At 73.0% G+C, this 22,706-nt stretch carries 23 protein-coding genes and 1 tRNA gene; 20 read left to right on the forward strand and 4 right to left on the reverse strand.

The genetic code is table 11. The features are described from left to right. Positions 1 to 244: 244 nt before the first annotated feature. Complete coding sequence (locus AAEP86_RS09535; protein WP_420370302.1) at positions 245 to 1,096, reverse strand: DsbA family protein; 852 nt, start codon at positions 1,094 to 1,096, stop codon at positions 245 to 247. Between the two features lie 99 nt (positions 1,097 to 1,195). Next, on the reverse strand, positions 1,196 to 1,798 hold the full coding sequence (locus AAEP86_RS09540) for a vitamin K epoxide reductase family protein (protein WP_420370303.1): 603 nt from the start codon (positions 1,796 to 1,798) through the stop codon (positions 1,196 to 1,198). 268 nt (positions 1,799 to 2,066) lie between these two features. On the opposite strand from AAEP86_RS09540, the gene AAEP86_RS09545 reads away from it, so the two are divergent. Next, the gene (locus tag AAEP86_RS09545; protein ID WP_420370304.1) at positions 2,067 to 4,943 is read left to right on the forward strand and encodes an Rne/Rng family ribonuclease; all 2,877 of its coding nucleotides are present in this window, start codon (positions 2,067 to 2,069) and stop codon (positions 4,941 to 4,943) included. A gap of 2 nt (positions 4,944 to 4,945) precedes the next feature. Then, positions 4,946 to 6,127: a hypothetical protein gene (locus AAEP86_RS09550; RefSeq protein WP_420370305.1), complete on the forward strand. Its 1,182-nt coding sequence runs from the start codon at positions 4,946 to 4,948 to the stop codon at positions 6,125 to 6,127. Positions 6,128 to 6,245: 118 nt separating this feature from the next. Here the strand turns inward: AAEP86_RS09550 and AAEP86_RS09555 are convergent, their stop codons facing one another. Beyond that, positions 6,246 to 6,518, reverse strand: a complete 273-nt coding sequence (locus AAEP86_RS09555) for a DUF4031 domain-containing protein (RefSeq protein WP_069711492.1) — start codon at positions 6,516 to 6,518, stop codon at positions 6,246 to 6,248. Between the two features lie 179 nt (positions 6,519 to 6,697). Between AAEP86_RS09555 and rplU the strand changes: the two genes are divergently transcribed. From rplU to AAEP86_RS09625, 14 genes are all read left to right on the forward strand, one after another. Further along, positions 6,698 to 7,006 (forward strand): 50S ribosomal protein L21, encoded by a 309-nt coding sequence (gene rplU / locus AAEP86_RS09560; protein WP_420370306.1) that lies wholly within the window; start codon positions 6,698 to 6,700, stop codon positions 7,004 to 7,006. A gap of 14 nt (positions 7,007 to 7,020) precedes the next feature. Then, entirely contained in the window at positions 7,021 to 7,272 is a 252-nt protein-coding gene (gene rpmA, locus AAEP86_RS09565; protein WP_022905368.1) for a 50S ribosomal protein L27, read from the forward strand. A 95-nt stretch (positions 7,273 to 7,367) separates the two neighbouring features. Beyond that, positions 7,368 to 8,930, forward strand: a complete 1,563-nt coding sequence (gene obgE / locus AAEP86_RS09570) for a GTPase ObgE (RefSeq protein WP_420370307.1) — start codon at positions 7,368 to 7,370, stop codon at positions 8,928 to 8,930. A 7-nt stretch (positions 8,931 to 8,937) separates the two neighbouring features. Continuing rightward, positions 8,938 to 9,756 (forward strand): glutamate 5-kinase, encoded by an 819-nt coding sequence (proB, locus tag AAEP86_RS09575; RefSeq protein WP_420370308.1) that lies wholly within the window; start codon positions 8,938 to 8,940, stop codon positions 9,754 to 9,756. A 251-nt stretch (positions 9,757 to 10,007) separates the two neighbouring features. Then, positions 10,008 to 11,273, forward strand: coding sequence for a glutamate-5-semialdehyde dehydrogenase (locus AAEP86_RS09580; RefSeq protein ID WP_420370309.1), 1,266 nt, complete (start codon positions 10,008 to 10,010; stop codon positions 11,271 to 11,273). 43 nt (positions 11,274 to 11,316) lie between these two features. After that, positions 11,317 to 11,517, forward strand: a complete 201-nt coding sequence (locus tag AAEP86_RS09585; protein WP_071293764.1) for a hypothetical protein — start codon at positions 11,317 to 11,319, stop codon at positions 11,515 to 11,517. An 11-nt stretch (positions 11,518 to 11,528) separates the two neighbouring features. Next, positions 11,529 to 12,128 (forward strand): nicotinate-nucleotide adenylyltransferase, encoded by a 600-nt coding sequence (gene nadD / locus AAEP86_RS09590; protein WP_420370310.1) that lies wholly within the window; start codon positions 11,529 to 11,531, stop codon positions 12,126 to 12,128. Continuing rightward, a complete protein-coding gene (locus tag AAEP86_RS09595) occupies positions 12,125 to 13,606 on the forward strand; it encodes a hypothetical protein (protein ID WP_420370311.1) in 1,482 nt (493 codons plus the stop codon). The genes nadD and AAEP86_RS09595 overlap by 4 nt, the downstream gene beginning before the upstream one ends. Before the next feature lie 129 nt (positions 13,607 to 13,735). After that, entirely contained in the window at positions 13,736 to 14,113 is a 378-nt protein-coding gene (gene rsfS, locus AAEP86_RS09600) for a ribosome silencing factor (protein WP_420370312.1), read from the forward strand. 103 nt (positions 14,114 to 14,216) lie between these two features. Further along, positions 14,217 to 14,292 (forward strand) — tRNA-Ala (locus AAEP86_RS09605). 91 nt (positions 14,293 to 14,383) lie between these two features. Then, positions 14,384 to 14,758: a hypothetical protein gene (locus tag AAEP86_RS09610; RefSeq protein WP_420370313.1), complete on the forward strand. Its 375-nt coding sequence runs from the start codon at positions 14,384 to 14,386 to the stop codon at positions 14,756 to 14,758. A 148-nt stretch (positions 14,759 to 14,906) separates the two neighbouring features. Beyond that, on the forward strand, positions 14,907 to 15,221 hold the full coding sequence (locus AAEP86_RS09615) for a DUF6507 family protein (protein WP_420370314.1): 315 nt from the start codon (positions 14,907 to 14,909) through the stop codon (positions 15,219 to 15,221). After that, positions 15,218 to 16,543 (forward strand): hypothetical protein, encoded by a 1,326-nt coding sequence (locus AAEP86_RS09620; protein ID WP_420370315.1) that lies wholly within the window; start codon positions 15,218 to 15,220, stop codon positions 16,541 to 16,543. The genes AAEP86_RS09615 and AAEP86_RS09620 overlap by 4 nt, the downstream gene beginning before the upstream one ends. A 17-nt stretch (positions 16,544 to 16,560) precedes the next feature. Next, on the forward strand, positions 16,561 to 17,040 hold the full coding sequence (locus tag AAEP86_RS09625) for a hypothetical protein (protein ID WP_420370316.1): 480 nt from the start codon (positions 16,561 to 16,563) through the stop codon (positions 17,038 to 17,040). A 123-nt stretch (positions 17,041 to 17,163) separates the two neighbouring features. On the opposite strand, the gene AAEP86_RS09630 is transcribed toward AAEP86_RS09625, so the two are convergent. Further along, complete coding sequence (locus AAEP86_RS09630) at positions 17,164 to 17,538, reverse strand: DUF4333 domain-containing protein (RefSeq protein WP_420370317.1); 375 nt, start codon at positions 17,536 to 17,538, stop codon at positions 17,164 to 17,166. Between the two features lie 72 nt (positions 17,539 to 17,610). Between AAEP86_RS09630 and AAEP86_RS09635 the strand changes: the two genes are divergently transcribed. From AAEP86_RS09635 to AAEP86_RS09650, 4 genes are all read left to right on the forward strand, one after another. Then, positions 17,611 to 18,534 carry an aldose 1-epimerase family protein gene (locus AAEP86_RS09635; RefSeq protein ID WP_420370318.1) on the forward strand — a complete coding sequence of 308 codons (924 nt, stop codon included), beginning with the start codon at positions 17,611 to 17,613 and terminating at the stop codon, positions 18,532 to 18,534. After that, positions 18,513 to 20,063: an anthranilate synthase component I family protein gene (locus AAEP86_RS09640; RefSeq protein ID WP_420370319.1), complete on the forward strand. Its 1,551-nt coding sequence runs from the start codon at positions 18,513 to 18,515 to the stop codon at positions 20,061 to 20,063. Before AAEP86_RS09635 ends, AAEP86_RS09640 begins: the two co-directional genes overlap by 22 nt. Positions 20,064 to 20,185: 122 nt before the next feature. Continuing rightward, entirely contained in the window at positions 20,186 to 21,007 is an 822-nt protein-coding gene (locus AAEP86_RS09645) for a hypothetical protein (RefSeq protein WP_420370320.1), read from the forward strand. Between the two features lie 41 nt (positions 21,008 to 21,048). Then, on the forward strand, positions 21,049 to 22,704 hold the full coding sequence (locus AAEP86_RS09650) for a DNA polymerase Y family protein (protein ID WP_420370321.1): 1,656 nt from the start codon (positions 21,049 to 21,051) through the stop codon (positions 22,702 to 22,704). Positions 22,705 to 22,706 lie beyond the last annotated feature (2 nt).

The following is a 22,706-nucleotide window of genomic DNA, read 5'->3' on the forward strand; positions in this document are numbered from 1 at the left end:
ACCTCGTCGGGGGTCGCCACCGCGCAGCGCACAACGCAAGTCGCCCCGAACCACGTCCCGACGTGGTTCGGGGCGACTTCCGTTGTGCGGACCGGACGGCCCGGTGGGCGCACAGGCACCGCGGGCCCCACCGGCGCCCGGAAGCGAGACCCACCGGCACCCGCGATCAGCCCGGCCGAGGGGACCCTGCTGCGGCGACCGTGCCGCGCCGGCCCTGCCGGGGCGACCCGCCGGGGCACCCCGGCTAAGCGGCTCCGCCGTGCCGTCGGACGAACGCGGCGAACGCGTCCGTGTCGGTGAGCGAGCCGGTGTACTGCGCGCCGTTCACGATGATCGTCGGGGTGCTCGTCACCCGGTCGAGCGAGGAGTTCGGGACCGCCCGGGTGAGCACACGGTCCGACGCGTCACCCACCCACCCGGCGAAGCGCTGCCCGGTGATGCAGGACGCGACCGCACCGCTCGTCGCGCCGGCCTTCCGTGCCAGGGACACGAGTTCGTCGTCCGACAGCCCACGGGTGTACTCGGACGGCTGGTCCGCGTAGAGCGCCGTGTTGAACGCCAGGAACGCGTCCGGGTCACGATCGGCCACGCACGCGGCCGCCGCAGCGGAGCGGGTTGAGTACCGCGACCCGAGCGAGACCCGGTCGAGCCGTGAGAACGGGTGCAGCTCGAGCGTTGCCGCACCGTCCTCGACCCACTGCTCGACCTGCGGCATCTGACTCGTCTCGAACTGGTTGCAGTAGGGGCACATGTAGTCGGCGTACACGGTGATGTTCGACACCCGGTCGTCCTGCCGCGTCGGGGTCGGACTCCCACCGTCCGGCGTCGCTCCGGTCGTGACCGGCACGATCTCGCCGTCGACCCCGTGCAGCAGGATGCCGTCGCTCGCCATGTTCCTCGGGCCGGGGCCCGCCGGCTGCACCGAGGTGGCGATCACCACCGTGACCACCGCGGCGACCGCGAGGCCACCCACGATGACGCCGCCGATGCCCAGCGTCCGGTTGCGGCGGCGTCGCGCCTGCTCCCTCGTGCGCGCCGCGCGGGCCCGCTCACGCGCCGCGTCCCGCCCTGCCGTCGTCCGGTCGTCCTCGCTCATCGAGACCGAGCGTAGGTGACCGCGGAGCGTCGGCCGGTCGTCCGGCGCGAGGAGCGGGTCGGCCCGCGCTCACCCGTCACCGAGCGGTCCGTGCGCGTGTCAGAACGCGGTCAGGATCGTGGGGAACTTGATGAGGATCGTCACGATGATGACGAGGTAGTTCGCCAGCGGGAACGCCCAGCAGAAGGGGAGCAGGGTCCGACCGACCCGCTGCGCGCCGGCACCGAAGCGGCCCTGCGCGGCGTTCCAGATCGTGAACACCCAGAACATCGGGATCGTCATCGACCACACGAGCATGCACCACGGGCACAGCGCGCCGATGAACCACACCGTCTGGGTGAAGAGCCACGTCACGAACACCCACGCGAGGAACACGCCCGCGTTGAAGGCGATCCAGAACCAGCGCGACCCGTTGCGGAAGCCCGCGAGCAGCATCACCGCGACGGCGATCGGTGCGACGAAACCCATCACGCCGAGCAGCGGGTTCGGGAAGCCGAACAGGTGCCCCTGCCAGCTCGCCATCACGTCCGAGCAGCTGATGAACGGGTTGAGGTCGCAGGACAGCACCTTCTTGGGGTCCGCGTACTTCGCGAACTCGTCCAGGACCAGCGAGAACGACCCGTAGAGGCCCACCAGACCGGTGATCAGGAGGAAGACCCCCATGGCGATCGGACGGCGGGCGGCAGGTGCTGGCGTGCTCACGGCGACATCATCGCACGCCCGTTCCGGCCCTTTCCGAGTACGGCATGCGATAATCGCTGCATGTCGTGCGGCCGATCCGCTCGACGACGAAGGCTTTCCGGGCGCCGCCCGGACGATCAGGTGTGGTGAGAGCACACCGTGACGAGGATGCGCACGACGCTCCGGTCACAAGACAGCGAACGCGGGGGCGTGGTCGCCACCCGCTACAACTACAGAATTCCCGCCGTCCCTCGAGGACGCGAGCGGGGTCAAGGAGTGCACCAGGTCCATGGTGGAGCAGAACAACGACAACACGAACAACGAAGAAGTCGCACCGAAGCGTCGCGGTCGCCTGTTCGGCGGCCGTCGCGCCCGGTCGGCCGGCAGCCTGGAGGCACGGGCCGACGCCGCAGCGTCGGCTCCGGTCGACGAGACGGTCGCGCTGACGGACGACACGGCCGCGGACGCCGCGGCCCCGGTCGCCGACGAGACCGCCCCCGCCACGGCGGGCGACGAGCAGGCCACGGCGGTCTCCGTCGAGGTCGACGCGGTCGCCAGCCCGAGCGCCGAGCCGCACGACGTGAGCACCCTGACCGGTGACCTGCCGGTGGTGGACGCGACCGGTGGGCCGGCCGCGACCGACGCGCCCGAGCCGTCCCGTGCCTCCCGGACGGACTCCGGGGCCGCAGCAGCGGTCGACACGGCCGCCGAGCCCGAGGCGCCCGCGGCGGGCGAGCCGTTCGTCCCCAAGGCGACCAGCACGCTGAGCCTGATCTTCCACGCCCCGGTCCTGCCGGAACTGCCGGACCGTGCGCCGCGCGACGAGCGCGACGACCGCTACGAGGACGACGACGAGCAGGTCGGCGGTCGCCGCCGGTCGCGCCGCCGCGGCACCAGCGCGGACCGCGAGCTGCGCGAGCCCCGCGAGCCGCGCGACCACCAGGAGCCGCGTCGCCGCGAGGTCGAGTACATCACCGAGCCGCAGAAGGTGAAGGGGTCGACCCGCCTCGAGGCCAAGAAGCAGCGCCGTCGCGACGGCCGTGACGCCGGCCGTCGTCGCCAGGTCGTCACCGAGGACGAGTTCCTCGCCCGGCGCGAGAGCGTCGACCGGCAGATGATCGTCCGCTCGAGCTCCTCGACCATCGAGATCGGCGTGCTCGAGGACAACGTCCTCGCCGAGCACTACGTCACCAAGTCGCACAACGTGTCGCTCATCGGCAACGTGTACCTCGGCAAGGTGCAGAACGTCCTGCCCTCGATGGAGGCCGCCTTCGTCGACATCGGCCGTGGCCGCAACGCGGTGCTGTACGCCGGCGAGGTCGACTGGGCCTCTGTCGACACCGGCAACCACGGGCGCCGTATCGAGGCCGCGCTGAAGCCCGGCGACAAGGTGCTCGTGCAGGTCACGAAGGACCCGGTCGGCCACAAGGGCGCCCGGCTCACCAGCCAGGTCTCGCTGCCCGGCCGCTACCTCGTGTACGTGCCGAACGGATCGATGAACGGCATCTCCCGCAAGCTCCCGGACACCGAGCGCGCGCGGCTCAAGAAGATCCTCAAGGAGGTCCTCCCCGAGCACGCCGGCGTCATCGTCCGCACCGCTGCGGAGGGTGCCACCGAGGAGCAGCTCACCCGCGACGTCCAGCGCCTCACCAGCCAGTGGGACGCCATCCAGAAGAAGGTCGCCGGCGGCCAGGCCCCGGTCATGCTCCACTCGGAGCCCGACCTGCTCGTGAAGATCGTCCGTGACGTCTTCAACGAGGACTTCACGAAGCTCATCATCGACGGCTCCGCCGCGCGCGAGACGATCGACGAGTACCTCACCGCCGTCGCGCCCGACCTGAAGGACCGCGTCGAGCTCTACGACGGACCGGACTCCTTCGAGGAGTACCGCCTCAACGAGCAGATCGAGAAGGCCCTCGACCGCAAGGTCTGGCTGCCCTCCGGTGGCTCGCTCGTGATCGACCGCACCGAGGCGATGACCGTCGTCGACGTCAACACGGGGAAGTTCGTCGGCTCCGGCGGCAACCTGGAAGAGACGGTCACGAAGAACAACCTCGAGGCCGCCGAGGAGATCGTCCGCCAGCTCCGCCTGCGCGACATCGGCGGCATCATCGTCGTCGACTTCATCGACATGGTGCTCGAGTCGAACCGGGACCTCGTCCTGCGCCGACTGGTCGAGTGCCTCAGCCGCGACCGGACGAAGCACCAGGTCGCCGAGATCACCTCGCTCGGCCTCGTGCAGATGACCCGCAAGAAGATCGGCGTCGGGCTCCGCGAGTCCCTCGACGAGGTCAACGCGAAGGTCAACGACAACAACGCCGACCCCGGCCCCTCGAAGGGACGTCGGAAGGGTCGTGGCGGCAACGGCGCGAACGGCAACGGCGGCAACGGCAACGGCAACGGCGGGTCCGGCAACGGCTCGAACGGCGGTGGGAACGGCGGTGCCCAGGAGTCCAAGGCCCACCAGATCACCGACGACGTGAAGCACGCGCTCTCGCGCATCGCGGCCTCGACCATCCCGCACGAGGAGCACGACACACCGGCATCTGCTCCGGCGGCGTCCGTCGACAGCCCCGCGTCACCGGCCTCCCCGGTGTCGTCGGACGCATCCGAGCAGGAGCAGTCGTCCGGGCCGAAGCGGCGCCGTCGGCGTGGCGGCCGTGGGGCGGGAGCGCCCGACGCGCCCAGCGCCGGCGCGTCGTCGCCCGCCGAGGGTTCGTCGTCCGCCGAGGAGTCCTCGTCGGCAGCTGCGGGTTCGTCGTCCGTCGCCGAGGTGTCCGACCCGTCGGCTGCGTCCGCTCCGGCGGCTGCGTCCGCTCCGGCAACGGCGGCCGCGCCCGTCGAGGCCCCGGCCGTCGCCACGCCCACCGAGGACGCACCCAAGGCGCCGACTCGTCGCCGTGTCAGCTCGAGCGCACCGGTGACCCCCACCGAGACCTCGGTCGCGATCCTCGACATCCCGATCGCCGCCACGAAGCGCGAGCCGCGTCGCGTCAGCGGTGACGCGGAGTCCCTGCTGGACTCGGTCCTGCAGGCGCTCCCGGAGCCGAAGCAGCCCGGACAGGGACGCTCCCGTTCGCGGCGCGTGTCCTCGCCGAGCATCAGCGCCCCGGCGACCGCCGACGGCGACGCCACCGACGACGGCACCGTGATCCTGGGGAACTGACGATGTCGAACCCGGGCGACCCGCAGCGGTCGCAGCAGGACCGCGGGTACTACGGTGCGGGCTGGTCGCAGCCCGCGCCGGGGCCCGCGGACCAGCCGCAGGTGCAGGGGCAGGGTTCGGCACAGCAGGGCCCGTCGCAGCACGCGGGCGGCGGCCAGTACGGCGAGGGGCAGCCCGGCAGCCAGTACGGCGCGGGCCGGCCCGGCCAGTACGGTGCGGGGCAACCCGGCCAGTACGGTGCGGGGCAACCCGGCCAGTACGGTGCGGGGCAACCCGGCGGCCAGTACGGTGCGGGCCAGCGCGGCGCCTCGTACGGTGCGCAGCAGTACGGCGCGGGCCAGGCCGGCGGCCAGTACGGTGGCGGTCCCGCTGGTGGGCCGTACCGCGGTGCCCAGCCGGGGGCCTTCCCCGGGCAGCCGTGGCCCGCCGGTCCCACCGGTCGGGCACGCCGCCGTGCAACCACCGGCACCGACGCCGACCCGCGTCGGGCCTTCGCACCGGGGGCCTCGGTCACGAACACGTCCGGCGCGCTCATCGCCGTGGTCGCACTGGTGCTCGTCGAGTTCGTGTCGGGACTCATCGGGTTGCTCGGCACCTCGCTCGTGGTGCACCCGTTCTCGACCTACGGGACGGGCGACAGCCTGATCGCCGGGTTCGTCAACGGGGTCTTCGCGTCGCCGTTCCCGTTCTACGCCGGGGCCTTCCTCGCCCTGGCGTTCCTGACGCCCATCGCCCGCCGGAGCCCGCTGCCCACCGTGCTGCTCCGCGCGGTGCTCGCCGGCGCCGCCGGGACGGTCGCGCTCGCACTCGTCGGGGTGTTCACCGGCTCCCTCGGCGCCGTCCGCTCCGGGGGAGCTCGGCTCGTGATCGACGTCGTGACGACCCCGCTCCAGAACGGCGTCCCGTTCACCGTCATGCTCATCGCGACGTCGACCGCGGCGTGGCTGTGGCTGGGCCGACCCCGTGGTGGCCGCCGCGCCGGAGCCCCGGGAACCCCTGGGACGGTCCGGCCGGCCGACGCCGTGCCGCCCGCGACGGTGCAGACCGCTCCTGTGCAGCCGCAGCACGGGCTCTCAGGGCAGCAGCCGCAGTCGGGGACGTCCGGGCAGCAGCCGCCGTCCGCGCCCCCGTACGGCGCGCAGCAGCCCCCGGCGAACCCCTGGGGTGGTCCGGCACCTCGCTGAGCGCGTCGCCGATCGAGCGCGCCGTGGAGCGGAGTGCCGTGAGCGGGGCTCCGTCCCGGGTACGCCCGCAGCCGACCGCTCCCGCCGCGCACACGGCCGGCCTCGTCGGGCAGCGGCGTCAGTGCGCGCGCTTGTCCCGCTGCGCGACCCGGAGGCCGCTCGCGATGAGCCGGAGCACGAGTTCGCGCCCGGTCACGGCCGTCGCACCCGCGGCGACGAGCTCGTCGTACCGGGCGAGCGGGACGTCGTAGTGGTCGTGGTCGAACGCGCGGCGGGGGATCCCGGCGCGGGCGGCGAACGCGTGCAGCTCGTCGTATGATCGGTCACTGACGAGGTGCGACCACACCGTGTCGTGCGCGGGCCAGGTCGGCGGGTCGATCAACACGGTCACACGAGCAACACTACGTGTGTCGCCGTTTGACCGGACGGTGTGGCATCGAGTATTCTCGATCCCTGGTGTCAGCGGGCCGTTCTGCCTGTGTCGCCGATCGGGCCCGGGCTCCCGGAGCCGCTCGTGCAGGAATGGGCACCCGAGACTTCCCTCAAGCAGAGTTACGTAAGGAATTCCACGTGGTTTACGCAGTAGTGCGCGCCGGCGGCCGTCAGGAAAAGGTCGAGGTCGGGACGATCATCACGCTCGACCGTGCCAAGGCCGACGACAAGGGCAACATCGACCTCGCCCCGGTGCTCCTCGTGGACGGTGACAAGATCACGTCGGCGGCTTCCGAGCTCGCCAACGTGACCGTCACCGCCGAGGTGCTCGAGGACCTCCGCGGTCCGAAGGTCGTCATCCAGAAGTTCAAGAACAAGACCGGGTACAAGAAGCGTCAGGGTTTCCGCGCTGAGCTGACCCGCGTCAAGATCACCTCGATCGCGTAAGGCGGGAGTAGAAGATGGCACACAAGAAGGGTGCGAGCTCCACTCGCAACGGTCGTGACTCGAACGCACAGCGCCTCGGCGTGAAGCGCTTCGGTGGCGAGGTCGTCAACGCCGGCGAGATCATCCTCCGCCAGCGTGGGACCCACTTCCACCCCGGCGCGAACGTCGGCCGTGGTGGCGACGACACGCTGTTCGCCCTCTCGGCCGGTTCGGTCGAGTTCGGCACCAAGGGCGGCCGCAAGGTCGTCAACATCGTCAACGCGTAACACCAGCGACGACAGACTCTGCGGGAGGGTCGGGCCACGTGCTCGTCCCTCCCGTTCTTTCGTGCAAGACCTCTGCAACACCTAGGAGTGGACCCATGGCGACCTTCGTCGACCGCGTGACCCTGCACCTCACCGCGGGGAACGGCGGCAACGGCTGCGTGTCGGTCCGCCGTGAGAAGTTCAAGCCCCTCGCCGGCCCCGACGGCGGCAACGGCGGCGACGGCGGCGACATCGTGCTCGTCGCCGACCCGCAGGTGACGACCCTGCTCGGCTACCACCGCTCCCCGCACCGTTCCTCGAAGAACGGGCAGCCCGGCATGGGCGACATGCGCAGCGGCATCAGCGGCGAGACGCTCGAGCTGCCGCTGCCGGTCGGCACGGTGGTGCACGACGAGAACGGCGACGTCATCGCCGACATGACCGAGCCCGGCATGCGCGTCGTCATCGCCCCCGGCGGTCAGGGCGGCCTCGGCAACGCCGCGCTCTCGACCACGAAGCGCAAGGCCCCCGGCTTCGCGCTCCTCGGGACCGAAGGGTGGTCGGGCGACGTCAGCCTCGAGCTGAAGACCATCGCCGACGTCGCACTCGTCGGCTTCCCCAGCGCCGGCAAGTCCTCGCTCATCGCCGCGGTGTCCGCCGCGAAGCCGAAGATCGCGGACTACCCCTTCACCACCCTCACGCCGAACCTCGGCGTCGTCGAGTCCGGCTCCACGCGCTTCACCGTCGCCGACGTCCCCGGCCTGATCGAGGGCGCGTCCGAGGGCAAGGGCCTCGGCCTCGAGTTCCTCCGGCACGTCGAGCGCTGCGAGGCCCTGCTGCACGTGATCGACTGCGCCACGCTCGACCCGGGCCGCGACCCGATCTCGGACCTCGACGTCATCCTCGGCGAGCTCGAGCGCTACCCGGTGCCCGAGGGCCAGGTGCCACTGCTCGAGCGCCCCCAGATGATCGCCCTCAACAAGGTCGACGTGCCCGAGGCGGCGGAGCTCGCCGAGTTCGTGACGCCGGAGCTCGAAGCGCGGGGCTACCGCGTCTTCCCGATCTCCACCGCGTCCCGCAAGGGCCTGCGCGAACTCACGTTCGCGCTGGCCGACGTCGTGGAGCAGGCCCGCGCCTCCCGGGCTGCCGAGCCGGCACCGGAGCGCATCGTGCTCCGTCCCAAGGCGGTCGACGACAAGCCCTTCACCATCCGCGCCGAAGGCGGGGAGGAGCACCGCTTCTACCGCATCCGCGGTGCGAAGCCGGAGCGCTGGGTCCAGCAGACCGACTTCACCAACGAGGAGGCGATCGGCTACCTCGCCGACCGCCTCGCGAAGCTCGGCGTCGAGGACGGCCTGTTCAAGGCCGGGGCCGTCGCCGGGTCCACCGTCGTCATCGGCGGTGACGGCGGCACGGTCTTCGACTGGGAGCCCACCCTCACCTCCACCGCGGAGCTCATCACGAGCGCCCGTGGCACGGACGCCCGCATCGGTGCGACCTCGCGGCCGACGCGCAACGAGCGCCGCGAGGAGTACTTCGAGCGCATGGACGCCAAGGCGGCCGCGCGTGCCGAGCTCGAGCAGGAGCGCATCGCCGGCCTCTGGGTCGACGACGACGAGACCGACGGGACCGTCGCCACCGACGCGTCCGTGGTCGGGGACCAGAGCGACAGGGACTGACAGCAGCATGACCGACACGACCGCCCGCACCGAGCTCGGACCCGTCACCCGGCGCGAGGACGTCCCGCGTGCGCGGCGGATCGTGGTGAAGGTCGGGTCCTCGTCGGTCAGTGGCGACAACACCGGGCAGATCGCGCCGCTCGTCGACGCCATCTCGGCGGCGCACGGCCGGGGGACCGAGGTCGTGCTGGTCTCCTCCGGTGCCATCGCGACCGGGTTCCCCTTCCTCGGACTCGAGGGGCGCCCGGACGACCTCGCCACACAGCAGGCAGCCGCGGCGACGGGGCAGAACGTGCTCATGTTCCGCTACCAGAAGGAACTCGACCGGCACGGGGTCGTCGCCGCGCAGATCCTCCTGACCGCGGGGGACCTGCAGAACCCGACGCACCGGGTCAACGCACAGCGGGCCATCGACCGGCTCCTCGCGCTGCGGGTGCTGCCCATCGTGAACGAGAACGACACCGTCGCCACGCACGAGATCCGCTTCGGGGACAACGACCGGCTCGCGGCGCTCGTGGCGCGCCTGCTCGGAGCGGATGCGCTCGTGCTGCTCTCCGACGTCGAGTCGCTGTACACCCGACCGCCGGAGCAACCCGGTGCGACGCCGATCGAGCACGTGCCGTTCGGGGACGAGCTCGCCGGGGTGACCTTCGGGTCGATCGGATCGGCCGGCGTGGGGACCGGCGGGGCGGGGACGAAGGTCGCCGCTGCCCGGCTCGCCGCCGAGGCCGGGACCGCCGTGCTCGTCACCGCGACGGCGCTCGTCGACCGGGCGCTCGCTGGGGAGCGGGTCGGCACCTGGTTCGAGGCGGCGCCCCGGACCTGACGCGTCCGGACCGACGCTCACGTACCCGACGCGGTCCGGCCTGGAGGCGCGGGGCGCGTCCGACGAGCGGGCGCCGGTGGGCGCGTGGGTGCTGCATGCGTCCGGCCACGGTGCGCGCGTGGGCGCTGAGTGCCGGTGCGCGCGTGGACGCTGAGCCCCGGTGCGCGTGGACGCGTGGGCGCTGAGCGCCGGCGCCCGCGGTCGCCGCGGGACGGACGTCACGGGCGCGGGGCCGCGCCTAGGATCGATGCATGTCGCTGACCGCTCCCGCACCGACCCTGACCGACACGCTCGTCGCCGCCCGCGCGGCCTCGTCGGCACTCGCGACGGCGACGACCGCGGTGAAGGACGCGGCACTGCGCGCCATCGCGGCCGGTGTGCGTGCGGCGACGGACGAGATCGTCGCCGCCAACCACGGTGACCTCGTCGCCGGCGAAGCGGACGGGCTGTCCTCGGGGCTGCTCGACCGACTCCGGCTGGACGCCGCACGGATCGAGGCCCTCGCGAGCGCCGTCGAGCACGTGGTCGGGCTCACCGACCCCGTCGGACAGCACGTCCGGGGCTCCCGCCTGCCGAACGGCCTGCAGCTCTCCCAGGTCCGCGTGCCGTTCGGTGTCGTCGGGGCGATCTACGAAGCACGGCCGAACGTCACGGTCGACATCGCGAGCCTCGCGCTGAAGAGCGGCAACGCCGTCGTCCTCCGCGGTGGTTCCGCCGCCCGGCGGACGAACGCCGTGCTCGTCGCCCGCATCCAGGACGCGGTCGCGTCGGTCGGGCTGCCGTCCGCGCTCGTGCAGACGATCGACGAGTTCGGCCGGACCGGGGCGACGGAGTTGATGCGGGCGCGCGGTCTGGTCGACGTCCTCATCCCGCGGGGGAGCGCCTCGCTCATCCAGACCGTGGTCACCGAGTCCCAGGTACCGGTGATCGAGACCGGTGCCGGTGTGGTCCACGTCTTCCTCGACGCGTCCGCTCCGCTCGAGCGCTCGGTCGACATCGTGCTCAACAGCAAGGTCCAGCGGCCGAGCGTCTGCAACGCCCTCGAGACGCTCCTCGTGCACGAGCGGGCGGCGGAACGCCTGCTCCCGGTCCTCGCCGACCGGCTCCGTGCCGCCGGTGTGACGCTCCGCGGCGACGACGCCACGCGCGTCATCGTCCCGGGGGTGCTCCGGGCGACCGACGAGGACTGGGGGACCGAGTCGATGGACCTCGACCTGTCGATCCGGGTCGTGCCCGACGTCGACGCCGCCATGGCCCACATCGCGCGGTGGTCCACCCACCACACCGAGTCGATCGTCACCGACGACGTGGACACGGCGGAGCGCTTCCTCGCCGAGGTCGACTCCGCGGTCGTGATGACGAACGCCTCGACTCGCTTCACGGACGGCGGCGAGTTCGGGTTCGGCGCCGAGGTCGGGATCTCCACGCAGAAACTCCACGCCCGCGGACCGATGGGACTGCCCGAACTGACGAGCACCAAGTGGATCGTGCGCGGGCAGGGCCAGATCCGCGGCTAGACTGGTCGGCGGACACACCCCGACCGAACGGAGCATCGGACACATGACCTTCCTCGCTGAAGCCGCTGAGCACGCCTCCGGGGTCCCCGCGTACGTCTTCCCGCTCTGCGGGGCACTGTTCTTCGCCTTCCTCGGCTTCGTGACCTGGAGCTTCCGCGACGTCGCCTACCGTCACTCCCAGAAGTTCGAGGCGACCCGGCACCACGAGACGGGTGTCGACGAGTTCGGTCACACGAAGATCTGACCAGACCCTCCATGCTCGAGAGCACGGGGCGTCCACGCATCGGTGTGATGGGTGGCACGTTCGACCCGATCCACAACGGCCACCTCGTGGCTGCGTCCGAGGTCGCGCGAGCCTTCGACCTCGACGAGGTGGTGTTCGTCCCCACCGGCGAGCCCTACATGAAGTCGGGCGTCACCGACGCCGAACACCGGTACCTCATGACGGTCGTGGCCACGGCGTCGAACCCGATGTTCACGGTCAGCCGCGTCGACATCGACCGCCCCGGGCCGACGTACACCGTCGACACGCTGCGTGACCTGCACGAGCAGCGGCCCGACGCGCAGCTCGTCTTCATCTCCGGCGCGGACGCCGTCCAGCAGATTGTCGACTGGAAAGACCATGATGGTCTCTGGGACCTCGCGCACTTCGTCGCCGTGACGCGTCCGGGACACGCCTTGAGCATCACCGGATTGCCCGAACGAGACGTAAGCTTGCTCGAAGTTCCCGCGCTGGCGATATCGTCGACCGATTGCCGCGACCGGGTGAGACGCGGTTTCCCCGTGTGGTACTTGGTCCCCGACGGCGTCGTCCAGTACATCTCCAAGCACCATCTGTATCGGAGCGTTGCATGAGTTCGTCCGACGCGCAGCCGCCCCTGTCGCGGCGCCAGGCGCGCGAGCGGGAGCGTGCCGCCGCGGCCGGTGCGCAGCCCGTGACGCCGCCACCGACCGTCGCGGCACCTGCCGACTCGTCCGGGTCCCGCCACCGTCCCGGGTCCCACGTGGCACCCGCGTCCGCCGCTCCCGCCCAGTCGGCGGCGCCGACGTCGGCCGCGGTGCGGTCGGCACCGACGTCCGCCTCGGGTGCCGCGCCGACGGCAGTCCCGTCCGCCTTCCCGTCGGTGTCGCCGACCTCGGCGCCGCCCGCGTCCGCGACGGAGATCGTCCCGGGCAGCGGTGGACTCACGCGCCGGCAGATCCGTCAGATGCGCGCTGCCGAAGGGCAGGCCGTGCAGCCGGTGCCGCTGCAGAACCCGACCCCGCAGTCCTCCGACCGCACGGTGCAGGACGTCCTCGGGTCGGTCGACGCCCTCCCGGCCGACCAGCAGCCCGCGGAGCCCCGCGCGGTCGAGGAACCCGCTGCCGAGACCGTCGTGCTCGACCACGCCGCCGTCGCGCAGGCGACCGAGGCCGACGGCTCGCCCGACGCCATCGAGCCGCTCGAAGCCGCCGCTGCGCACGCCGAGGAACCCCGTCGGCACCGCTCCACCTGGTCGCCGCCCGACGCCGACGCCGTGGACGACGCCGCCGCCGCGGTCGACGGTCGGACCGCCGACGACGAGCCCGGCGCTCCGACGCCGGACGCCGCGCCGCTGCCCGTCGCCACCGTCGCGTCGTCGACCCCCGCGGTGTTCCCGCTCTCCCTCGACGAGGACGACACGAACGAGGTGCCGGTCCAGCCCGCGTCGGCGACCGCCCCGGCTCCGGCCGACGCCCCGAGCTCCGCCGGTCGTCCGGTGAGCGCTCCCGCGCCGGCTCCCCGTGCGGCTGACGCCGACGGATCGGACGCTCCGCGCGTCCCGGCGTCGTTCCAGCGTCCGACCGAACCGAAGCCGGTGACCACGGCCTTCGAACCGCCGGTCGGGCACTGGTCGCAGCAGGCGCACGACTCGAACGACGCCGAGGTGCACGACGCCGAGACCGGGACCCGTCGCGTCGCCGTGACGAACACGAACGCGATCATCCTGCCGAACTCGGCGCTGGCCGACCCGACCGGGGCGCTGAACGCCACCGGCGAGGTCATCCTCACCGGCTCCATCGACCTGCCGGCGTCGCTGTCCTCGACCGGGTCGCACCGGCCCATCGACGGGGCAGAGGTCGACCGGCTGCTCGAACAGCACGACGAGCAGCCCGAGACGGACGCCAGCCCGGTCCGGGCCAGCCGGGCGGTGTCGAGCCACACCTCGACCCGTCAGGTGGTGCTCGCCGCCGCGAAGCCGAAGGAGTCGCGCACGCCGCTCATCCTCGGGGTCACGGTCGGTGCCGTCGGTGTCGCCGCCGCAGCGGTGATCATCGTGGCGCTCGTGACCACCCACACGTTCGGCGGCTAGACGCCGCCGTCCACTCCGGACATCCGACGCCCCGTCGGCCGCGGCCTGGCCGCTGTCGGCGGGGTGGCTTATGATCGGGACCCACCAAGCGATCCGGCGCACTGCCGGTTCGACGACCGGAAGGAATCCGTGACCGCCTCCTCACGTGCACTGGAACTCGTGCAGATCGCCGCACAGGCGGCCGACGCCAAGCAGGCCGAGGACCTCGTCGCGCTCGACGTGACCGGGCCGCTGCAGCTCACCGACGTGTTCCTGCTCGCGACCGGCCGGAACGAGCGCAACGTGCTCGCCATCGCGGACGAGCTCGAAGAGCGTCTCCTCGAAGCCGGGGCCAAGCCGCTCCGTCGCGAAGGCCGCAGCGAGGGCCGTTGGGTCCTCATCGACTTCGGCGACATCGTCGTGCACGTCTTCCACGAAGAAGACCGGCAGTACTACTCGCTCGAGCGCCTCTGGTCGGACTGCCCGACGATCCCGCTCGAGCTCCCGGTGGACCACACCACCTCCTGACGACGCGCCCGGGTGGCGACCGCGATTTCGTCACCCGGCGTCGGCATGGTGTACGCTTCTATGGTGCCTCCGGGGAACCGGGGACACAAAGCAACATCGTTCTGGGTCTGTGGCGCAGCTGGTAGCGCACCTGCATGGCATGCAGGGGGTCAGGGGTTCGAGTCCCCTCAGATCCACCAACACCCCGCGGTTCTCCGGAGCCGCGGGGTTCTTGCGTTCCGGCGGACCCGGGTCACCGGTCCCGAGCACAGCACCTCTAGGCTGGCGCACATGGACGACTCCGCAGGGCAGCACGCCACCGCAGCCGAGGTCGAGCGAGCACTCTTCGCACTGAACGACGGCACCCGGTCGTTCGAGGTGCGGCGCAACGGCGACCGGATCGAGGGCGTCTGGCGGCACGACGCCCGCGGCGAGGGCATCGTCATCGGTGGCGTCGAGTGGCGCTACCGGGTGACGTTGATCGGTGAGACCGGCGAGTACAAGGACAGCATCCTCGCCAAGAACTTCGACACCGGCAACGACTACTTCTCGTTCAAGTCGACGGACGTGAGCCACCCGATGCAGGCCGTGCTGGCGCAGCACGGGTGGACGAAGCACCGCGGTGCGTTCCGCCGGGCGTTCGGCCGGATCTTCGGCGGCGCCTGACCTCCGGACCCCGACGCCGACCGGACCGGACCCGGCCCCGAACCCGACCCGGTCGCGGATGCTGACCGGGAGTCACGTCCTCCGGTATGCTCACGGTGTCCAGGGGAGCCGTGTCCGACACGGCGGACGACACGGAGGGGGACATCCGATGAGCCGGTACGCGATCGAGCCCGGGGGCGTGGCCAGTGTGCTCGCCGGCGTGGACAGCGATCTGGGGGACCTCGCGTCCCACGACGCCGCGGTCCTCGCCGCCGCCGAAGCGTCGCTCGCAGCCGTCGGCAGCTCGAAGGCGCGCCCGGGGCTGGAGCGCTTCCTCGACGCCTACCGCACTACGGTGCCCGGGCTGCACGAGGGGATCACCGCCGCGCACGTCGCCGCGATGTCGGCGACCCAGGCGTACGTCGACGCCGACGCCGAGATGGCCGCGAAGACGCCGTCTCCGGACAGCGGGGCCGGACGATGAGCGCCGCCCTCGTCGACGCCTCCGCCTTCCCCGAGATCGACGCCGACGGCGCCGCCATCCGCGCCGCAGCGAAGGACCTGCGGGCCTCTGCCGAGGCGGTCTCCACCACGACGGACGCCATCGACCGCACCTGGAACGGCCTCGGGGCGTTCTACGTCGCGCAGGAGGCCGCTCAGCTCCTCGGGGCCATCGCCACCCCGAAGTGGCAGGCAGCCGCCATGGCCGATGCCTTCGACCAGGCAGCGACCGCGCTCGAGACGTTCGCGGACGCCGTGGACACCGCGAAGCAGTCGCTGGCCGACCTCGCGACTTCCGCCTCGGCGCTCCGTGCCGACGTCGGGAAGTCCTCCGCCGATCCGGCGTACGACTGGCACACGGACTCCGCGGCCTCGGTCCGGAACGCGATGATCGAGACTGCCGTGCTGATGGCGGTGATGGCGTACGACGACGCCGGGCGCACGTGCTCCGCCACCCTCGACGGCATCAGCGACCGCACCGCTCCGACGCACGCGACCGCCTCGGCCTCCGGCCACGGCTGGGAGAGCGACTCGGGGTCGTCGGCGTCCGCAGGCGACGGCAAGGCCGAGGCCGAGGCGCACGCCCAGTCCGGGGTCGGCGGGAAGGCCAGCGGGTCGGCGTCGCTCGACGGCGTCGGCAGCGCGTCCGGTGAGGCCGACGGGTTCGCCGGCGCCGAGAGCCACGCCAAGGGCGAAGCCCACGCCGACGAGGACGGCGTCTCCGCCAGCGGCGACGCGGATGCCTACGTCGGTGCGAAGGGCCACACCGAGGGGAAGGTCGAGACACCCACCGGCAGCGTGGACGGCTCGCTCGACGGGTTCGCCGGCATCATCGCCGCCGCGACCGGTGGCCTGTCGTTGAACAAGTACTCGGGCATCGACGCGCACGGCGGGGTCGAGGCGTTCGCCGGAGCGAAGGGCAGCGGCTCCATCGGGACCACCAACGGGTTCTCGGGCAGCCGCATCGACGCCGAGGGCAAGGCCGGCGCCGGTGTCGACGCGGACGCCAAGTTCGTCGCGGGGCCCAACGGCGTCGGGGCGACGGCCGGCGCGAGCGCGATGGCCGGGGCCGAGGCGACCGCGACGGCGCACCGGACCTTCATGGGCATCGACGTCGGCGTCGGGCTCAGCGCGAAGGCCGGCGCCGGCGGCGAGGCCAAGGCGGGCGTGATCGTCGGTCCCGACGACCTCGGCCTGAACGCCAAGATCGGAGCCGCTCTCGGCCTCGGCGCCGGCGCCAACGTCAGCATCGACATCGACCCCGAGGAGTTCGTGCAGGACCTGAACTCCCTCTACCCGTTCTGAGCAGAGGACGTCTCCCCATGCCGACCACCCGATCGGACGCCGCGCCCTTCGCGCCCGTCCCCGTCGTCGCCCTCGACCACCCGGACGACTGGGAGCCGCTGGTGCTCCCGGACGCCCTCGTCGCCGTCGCCGAGACCGTCCAGCCGGGGCCGTTCCGGGCGAACGTCGTGGTCACGCGGCGCCGGGTCGCCGCCGAGCAGGGGACCGAGCTACTGGAGTCGGCGATCGCCGACGTCACGTCGGACCTCGAGGGCGCCGAGCGGTGGGCCGAGCTCGGCTCGGAGTACCGCGCGGTCCTCGGGCTCGACGGCTACCGGGTGGAGGGCGCCTTCGTGATGCCCGGGACCGGCACGGTCTTCCAGGCGGTGCACCTGACGGTCGTGGGGCACGGCCCCGTCGCCGACGTCATCGGCATCACGGCCACCTGCGGCGCCGACGAGGGGGAGCGGCTCGTCCCGACGCTGCGCGCCGTCCTCGACTCCGCCCGCCTCGCCTGAACCGATCGGAGGCAGCGCCGACCGGGGCTCAGCGCCGACCGGAGGCAGCGCCGACCGGAGGCAGCGCCGACCGGGGACTCAGCGCCGATCGGAGGCAGCGCCGACCGGGGGCTCAGCCCCGCGTCACTCCGACTTCGGGGTGTCGGCGACCGACACGTCGACCGAGTACTTCGCCCCGTCGACGTCGGAGATCTTCACCGTCGCGTCGTACTCCACGTCGTACCCCTTGGTGTTGACGTCGCAGTGGACGACGTTGCCGTCCTCGAGGTCGATCGCGTCGTCGCCGCAGTCCACCTCGGGGCGCTGGCCGACGCTCTTCTCGAGCGAGTCGGCCACGACGCGCTCGAGGCCGGCCGGCGTGGTGGTGTGGTTCACCGAGGCGTGCACCGAGCAGCCGGTGAGGCCGAGCCCGGCGACGAGCGCGAGACCGATCCCCGCGAGTCCGATCGTGGTCCGCTTCGCACCCTGCACTGGATTCCCCCTCGTCGTCCCGAACACCGGTCCATCCTCGCACGGACCCGGTCCGCCGCACGCGCGCTGCCGCGGTCGCGGCCCCGGTACGCTGTGCGCATGAGCAGCGACGCCCCCCTCTCCGGTTCCGCCCTGACGATCACCGCCGGCGGGTACACGGCCGAGATCGCATCGGTGGGGGCGACGCTGCGGACGCTCCGGCACGAGGGTCGCGACCTGGTCGTCCCGTTCGACGCCGACGAGGTCCGTCCGGCGTTCCGGGGTGCGGTCCTCGCACCGTGGCCGAACCGGGTCGTCGACGGCTCGTACTCCTTCGGCGGCACCGAGCACGAACTCGCGCTCACCGAGCCGAAGCGCCACCACGCCCTGCACGGGCTCGTCGCCTGGACCGACTTCCGGATCGCCGCGCACGAGCCCGACCGTGCGGTGCTCGCGACGACCGTGCCGGCACAGTCCGGCTACCCGTTCCGCGTCGAGGTGCTCGTGGAGTACCGGGTCGACGCCGACGGGCTGCACACCACGGTCACCGGGACCAACACGGGCGCGGACGCGGCACCGTGGGGGACCGGTCCGCACCCGTACCTCGTCGGGGGCGAGGGCCGGGTCGACGACTGGACCCTGACCCTCCCGGCCGCGCAGGTGCTCGAGGTGACCGAGGACCGACTCGTCCCGACGGGTCTGGCCGCCGTGCACGACGAGTTCGACATGCGGTCCGCCACCGTGATCGGCGACCGCTTCGTCGACCACGCGTACACCGGCTTCGACCGCGACGACGCGGGCGTGGCCACGATCGAGCTCACCGCGGCGGACGGCCACGGCGTGCGGGTGGCCTTCGGTGCCGAGTGCCCGTGGGTGCAGGTGCACACCGCGGACCACGTGGTCCCGGAGTACCACCGTGCCGGCCTGGCGGTCGAGCCGATGACCTGCGCGCCGGACGCGTTCAACGCCGGGGCCGACGCGGGGCTCGTCGTGCTCCAGCCGGGCGCCGCACACGCCGCGTCGTGGACGATCGCGGCCGTCTGACCACCGACCCGGAGGGCCACGGGGCCGCCGGGCCGTCCGTCCGGATCGCGGTGCGTCGGTTGACGACGACACCGGACCCGGGGCGCCTCGCGGGGTCGACCGGAGCGGACGTGGTCTGGCTCGACTCGACGCTCCCGGACGGTGCGCCGGAGTCCGCGCACGCGCGCGCCCGGTGGTCCGTCCTGGCCTGGACGGACGGCCCGTTCGCGGCGCGGTTCCGGCACGAGGCGCGGCGGGCACGGGTCACGACCGCGCCGGCGTCCGCTCCGTGGTTCGGTCCGCCCCGGGAGGACGACCGCCCGGTGTTCGACGTGCTCGCCGACCTGCTCGCGCGCACTCCGGAGCTGCCGGAACCGATCGAGGGGTTCGGGTTCGCGCTGGGCTGGGTCGGGTTCCTCGGCTACGAGGCCGGTCGAGGGTCCGGTGGGGCCGACCGCACGGCCGACGGGCACGCGGACGCCGACCTGCGCTTCACGGACCGGGCCGTGGTGGTCGAGGAGGGCGGTGCTGCCTGGGCGCTCGCCCTGGTCGCCGACGCGGAACCGGCGGCCAGTGCCGCGAACCGCGCGTGGCTCGGGACGGTGACCACCCCGACGGCCGGCGCCGACGTCGCGGGGGGCGAGCCGCGCCTCCAGGCAGACGCCGCCGCGACCGGCCGCGTCACGCGTGCCGCCTACGAGACGGCGGTCGACGCGTGTCGCGCGGAGATCCGCGAGGGCAACGCGTTCCAGGTCTGCCTCACCACCGTCTTCGCGCTGGCTCCGTCGGTCGGCCGGGAGGCGCGGGTCGAGCCCGGCAGGGACCCGCACCTCGACGAGTACCTGCGTCTCCGCGGGGCGGACCCCGTCCCGTTCGGCGCGTACCTCCGCCTCGGGCCGCTGCGGATCGCGAGCCGGTCGCCGGAGCGGTTCCTGCGGATCGACGCGTCCGGGGCGGTGTCCGCCGAGCCGATCAAGGGCACCCGGCCGCGCGCCGCCGACCCCGTCACGGACCTGGCCGTTCGGCGCTCGCTCGCCACGAGCGCGAAGGACCGTGCCGAGAACGTCATGATCGTCGACCTGCTGCGGAACGACCTGCTCCGGACGGCCCTGCCGGGGTCGGTGCACGTCGACCGGCTCTGCGACGTCGAGACGTACGCGAGCGTGCACCAGCTGGTGTCGACCATCGGTGCGGTGCTGCCGGCCGGAGCGTCCCGGGCAGCCGTGGTGCGGGCTGCCTTCCCGCCGGGGTCGATGACGGGTGCGCCGAAGACCAGCGCGATGGCGATCGCGGACCGGCTCGAGGGGGTACCGCGGGGCGTGTACTCGGGCGTGATCGGCTACTTCTCGACGAGCGGGGCGGTCGACCTGTCGGTGGCCATCCGCACACTGGTGACCGTGGTCGACGAGGACACGGGCCGCGTCCGGTCCCGGACGTTCGGTGCCGGCGGTGCGGTGACGTGGTCGTCGGTGGCGGCGGACGAGGCGGACGAGGTCGAGACGAAGACGCGGTCGGTGCTCTCCGGGGTGGGGGCGGTCGCACGCTGGTAGGACTGCGCCTCGGCGTGTTCTCGGCGTTCCGCGGCGTGTTCTTCGCCGTTCCCCGGCGTGTCGAACGCCCGTTCGAGCCGGTTGTCCACAGGATGTCGGTCCTCGTTGACATCATCGAACACATGTTCGAATATGAGGGCATGCAGACGGCGACGGCACTCCGGTCGCCCGGGGCTCCACCGGAGTCGTCCGGGCGGTCCGGTGCTGCCCGTCCGGTGCGACGGGTCGACCACCTGGGTGATGCCCGGGCGGCGCTCGAGCGCATCTCCTCGCTGCGGTCGCGGGTCGCCGAGATGGAGTCGACCCGCGTCGACACCGAAGGGCTCCCCACCGCCGAGGCGCTCGCACCACTGCTGCCCGGGGGTGCCATCCGCGTCGGCGGTTCGTACGCGGTGCAGGAATCGGTGCTCCTCGCGATCACGATGCTGCAGGCCGCCTCCGCCGCGGGGGCGTGGTGCGCCGTCGTGGGGGTGCCGTCCTTCGGCGTCGAGGCCGCGGCAGCCGCGGGCATCGACCTCGAACGACTCGTGCTCGTGCCGGACCCGGGCGACCAGTGGCTCACCGTGACCGCCGCGCTGGCCGACGTGGCGCAGATCGTCCTCACCCGGCCGCTCGGTCGCGTGGTGCCCGGTGACGTCGCACGGCTCTCGGCGCGGTTGCGGCAGCGGGGCGGGGCGCTGGTCGCCCTCGGCTCCTGGCCCGGGGCTGACGTCACGCTGCGCGTCGCTCGGTCCGAGTGGAGCGGCATCGGGGACGGCCACGGCTTCCTGGCGGAGCGCCGCGTCACCGTGTCGGCGACCGGCCGAGCCGGGGCCGGTCGTCCGGTGGACGCCGAGCTGCTGCTGCCCGCGGCGGACGGCACCGTGCGGGCTGCCGTGCCCGTCGGGGCGGCCGCCGGTGGTGGGTCGACCTCCGTCCTGCGTCCCGTGGCGGTGGCATCGTGAGCCCGCGGGGCGGCGGACGGACCCGGACGTCCGGGGCCCGGGTGACCGGGGCCCTCGCCGGTGCCGGGGTACCCGACGCGCGGTCGATCCGTGCCGACGCCGTCGCCCGCGGCGGTGCGGTGCCCGAGCCCCCGCCCACCCGGACGATCGTGCTCTGGTGCCCGGACTGGCCGGTGATCGCCGCCGCGCGCGCCGCGGGGGAACCACCGGAGTCGCCGTTCGCCCTCGTCGTGAAGGGGCAGGTGTTCGCCAGCTCCGCCAGCGCACGGCAGCACGGTGTCGTGCGGGGCCTCCGGGTGCGCGAGGCGCAGGCACGGTGCCCGGAGCTCGTCGTGCAGTCCTACGACGACGCCCTCGACCACCGGGCGTTCGAGCCCGTCATCCGTGCGGTCGAGGCAGCCGTCCCCGGTGTCGAGGTCATCCGGCCCGGCACGATCGCGCTGCGCTCCCGTGGGCCGGCCCGGTACTACGGCGGGGAGCGCGCGGCAGCGGCCACCCTCGCGGGCATCGCCGCCGACCACGGGGCACCCGGCGTCCGCGCCGGGGTCGCGGACACCCCGTTCGCCGCCGAGCAGGCCGCACGGGCCCGCCCGGTGCGCCCGGGGGAGCGCGTCCGGATCGTGCCCGTCGACGGCTCGGCGCCGTTCCTGTCCGGGCTGCCGCTCGGGGTGCTCGGGGACGCCGACCTCGCCATGCTCCTCGGACGGCTCGGCATCACTACCCTCGGGGAGTTCGCGGCCCTCGGCGACGAACAGGTGCGCGACCGGTTCGGACCCGCCGGGGCGTTCCTGCACCGACTCGCCGGCGGTCGTGATCCCCGCGAGGTGGCCGCGCGGTCGGTCCCGCCCGAACTCCGTGTCGAGGCGGCGTTCGAACCCCCGCTCGACCGTGCCGACCAGATCGCGTTCGCGTTCCGGCGCTCCGCCGACGACTTCGCCGAACGCCTCCGGGCAGCGGGACTCGTCGCCACCACGATCCGCGTCGGCATCGTCGACGAACGCGACATCCTGCTCGAGCGCACGTGGGTCCACCCGCGGTGGTTCGACGCCGCCGACGTGGTCGACCGGGTGCGCTGGCAGCTCGCCGGCGGGGTCGACCCCACCGGGCTCGAGGCGCCGGTGGTCTCCGTGGCGCTCGAACCCGTCGCAGTGGACGACATGGCGAACCACGAACGCGGGCTGTGGGGGACCGGTCCCGACGAACGGGTGCACCACGCACTCGCCCGTGTGCAGGGGCTCGTCGGACACGACGGGGTCGTCACGCCGCGGGTCGGCGGCGGACGCACCCTGGCCGAGCGCGTCGTGCTCGTCCCGTGGGGCGACGCACCGGTCGGCGGGGAACGCGCCCTGGCGACGGTCCGCGACCGCCCGTGGCCCGGCAAGCTGCCCGGTCCGCCCCCGGCGACCGTGCTCGAACGACCGCGCCCCGTGGACGTCGTCACCGCCGACGGGGGCACCGTCGACGTCGACGACCGTGGGTCTCTGGTCGGCGTCCCCGAACGCTTCCGCGCCGAGGGCGATCACGGCGGCCGGTTCGGGTCCGTCACGGCGTGGGCCGGACCGTGGCCGCTCGTCGTGCGCTGGTGGGAGTCCGGCGGTCGGCGGCTGCACCGCCTGCAGCTCGTCGACGCCGACGGACGTGCGTGGTACCTGGTGCTCGCCGACCACCGGTGGTGGGCCGAGGCGGTCGCGACGTGAAC

This window comes from Curtobacterium sp. L1-20 (assembly GCF_048755855.1).
GTDB lineage: Bacteria > Actinomycetota > Actinomycetes > Actinomycetales > Microbacteriaceae > Curtobacterium.

Bases quoted from the DNA above. Each gene is read 5' to 3' on its own strand.
- AAEP86_RS09610 (WP_420370313.1), top strand. From the start codon at position 14,384: ATGGACGACTCCGCAGGGCAGCACGCCACCGCAGCCGAGGTCGAGCGA.
- AAEP86_RS09635 (WP_420370318.1), top strand. From the start codon at position 17,611: ATGAGCAGCGACGCCCCCCTCTCCGGTTCCGCCCTGACGATCACCGCC.
- AAEP86_RS09545 (WP_420370304.1), top strand. From the start codon at position 2,067: ATGGTGGAGCAGAACAACGACAACACGAACAACGAAGAAGTCGCACCG.
- obgE (WP_420370307.1), top strand. From the start codon at position 7,368: ATGGCGACCTTCGTCGACCGCGTGACCCTGCACCTCACCGCGGGGAAC.
- AAEP86_RS09535 (WP_420370302.1), bottom strand. From the start codon at position 1,096: ATGAGCGAGGACGACCGGACGACGGCAGGGCGGGACGCGGCGCGTGAG.
- AAEP86_RS09615 (WP_420370314.1), top strand. From the start codon at position 14,907: ATGAGCCGGTACGCGATCGAGCCCGGGGGCGTGGCCAGTGTGCTCGCC.
- AAEP86_RS09585 (WP_071293764.1), top strand. From the start codon at position 11,317: ATGACCTTCCTCGCTGAAGCCGCTGAGCACGCCTCCGGGGTCCCCGCG.
- AAEP86_RS09620 (WP_420370315.1), top strand. From the start codon at position 15,218: ATGAGCGCCGCCCTCGTCGACGCCTCCGCCTTCCCCGAGATCGACGCC.
- nadD (WP_420370310.1), top strand. From the start codon at position 11,529: ATGCTCGAGAGCACGGGGCGTCCACGCATCGGTGTGATGGGTGGCACG.
- AAEP86_RS09625 (WP_420370316.1), top strand. From the start codon at position 16,561: ATGCCGACCACCCGATCGGACGCCGCGCCCTTCGCGCCCGTCCCCGTC.
- rpmA (WP_022905368.1), top strand. From the start codon at position 7,021: ATGGCACACAAGAAGGGTGCGAGCTCCACTCGCAACGGTCGTGACTCG.
- AAEP86_RS09595 (WP_420370311.1), top strand. From the start codon at position 12,125: ATGAGTTCGTCCGACGCGCAGCCGCCCCTGTCGCGGCGCCAGGCGCGC.
- AAEP86_RS09645 (WP_420370320.1), top strand. From the start codon at position 20,186: ATGTTCGAATATGAGGGCATGCAGACGGCGACGGCACTCCGGTCGCCC.
- AAEP86_RS09580 (WP_420370309.1), top strand. From the start codon at position 10,008: ATGTCGCTGACCGCTCCCGCACCGACCCTGACCGACACGCTCGTCGCC.
- proB (WP_420370308.1), top strand. From the start codon at position 8,938: ATGACCGACACGACCGCCCGCACCGAGCTCGGACCCGTCACCCGGCGC.
- AAEP86_RS09550 (WP_420370305.1), top strand. From the start codon at position 4,946: ATGTCGAACCCGGGCGACCCGCAGCGGTCGCAGCAGGACCGCGGGTAC.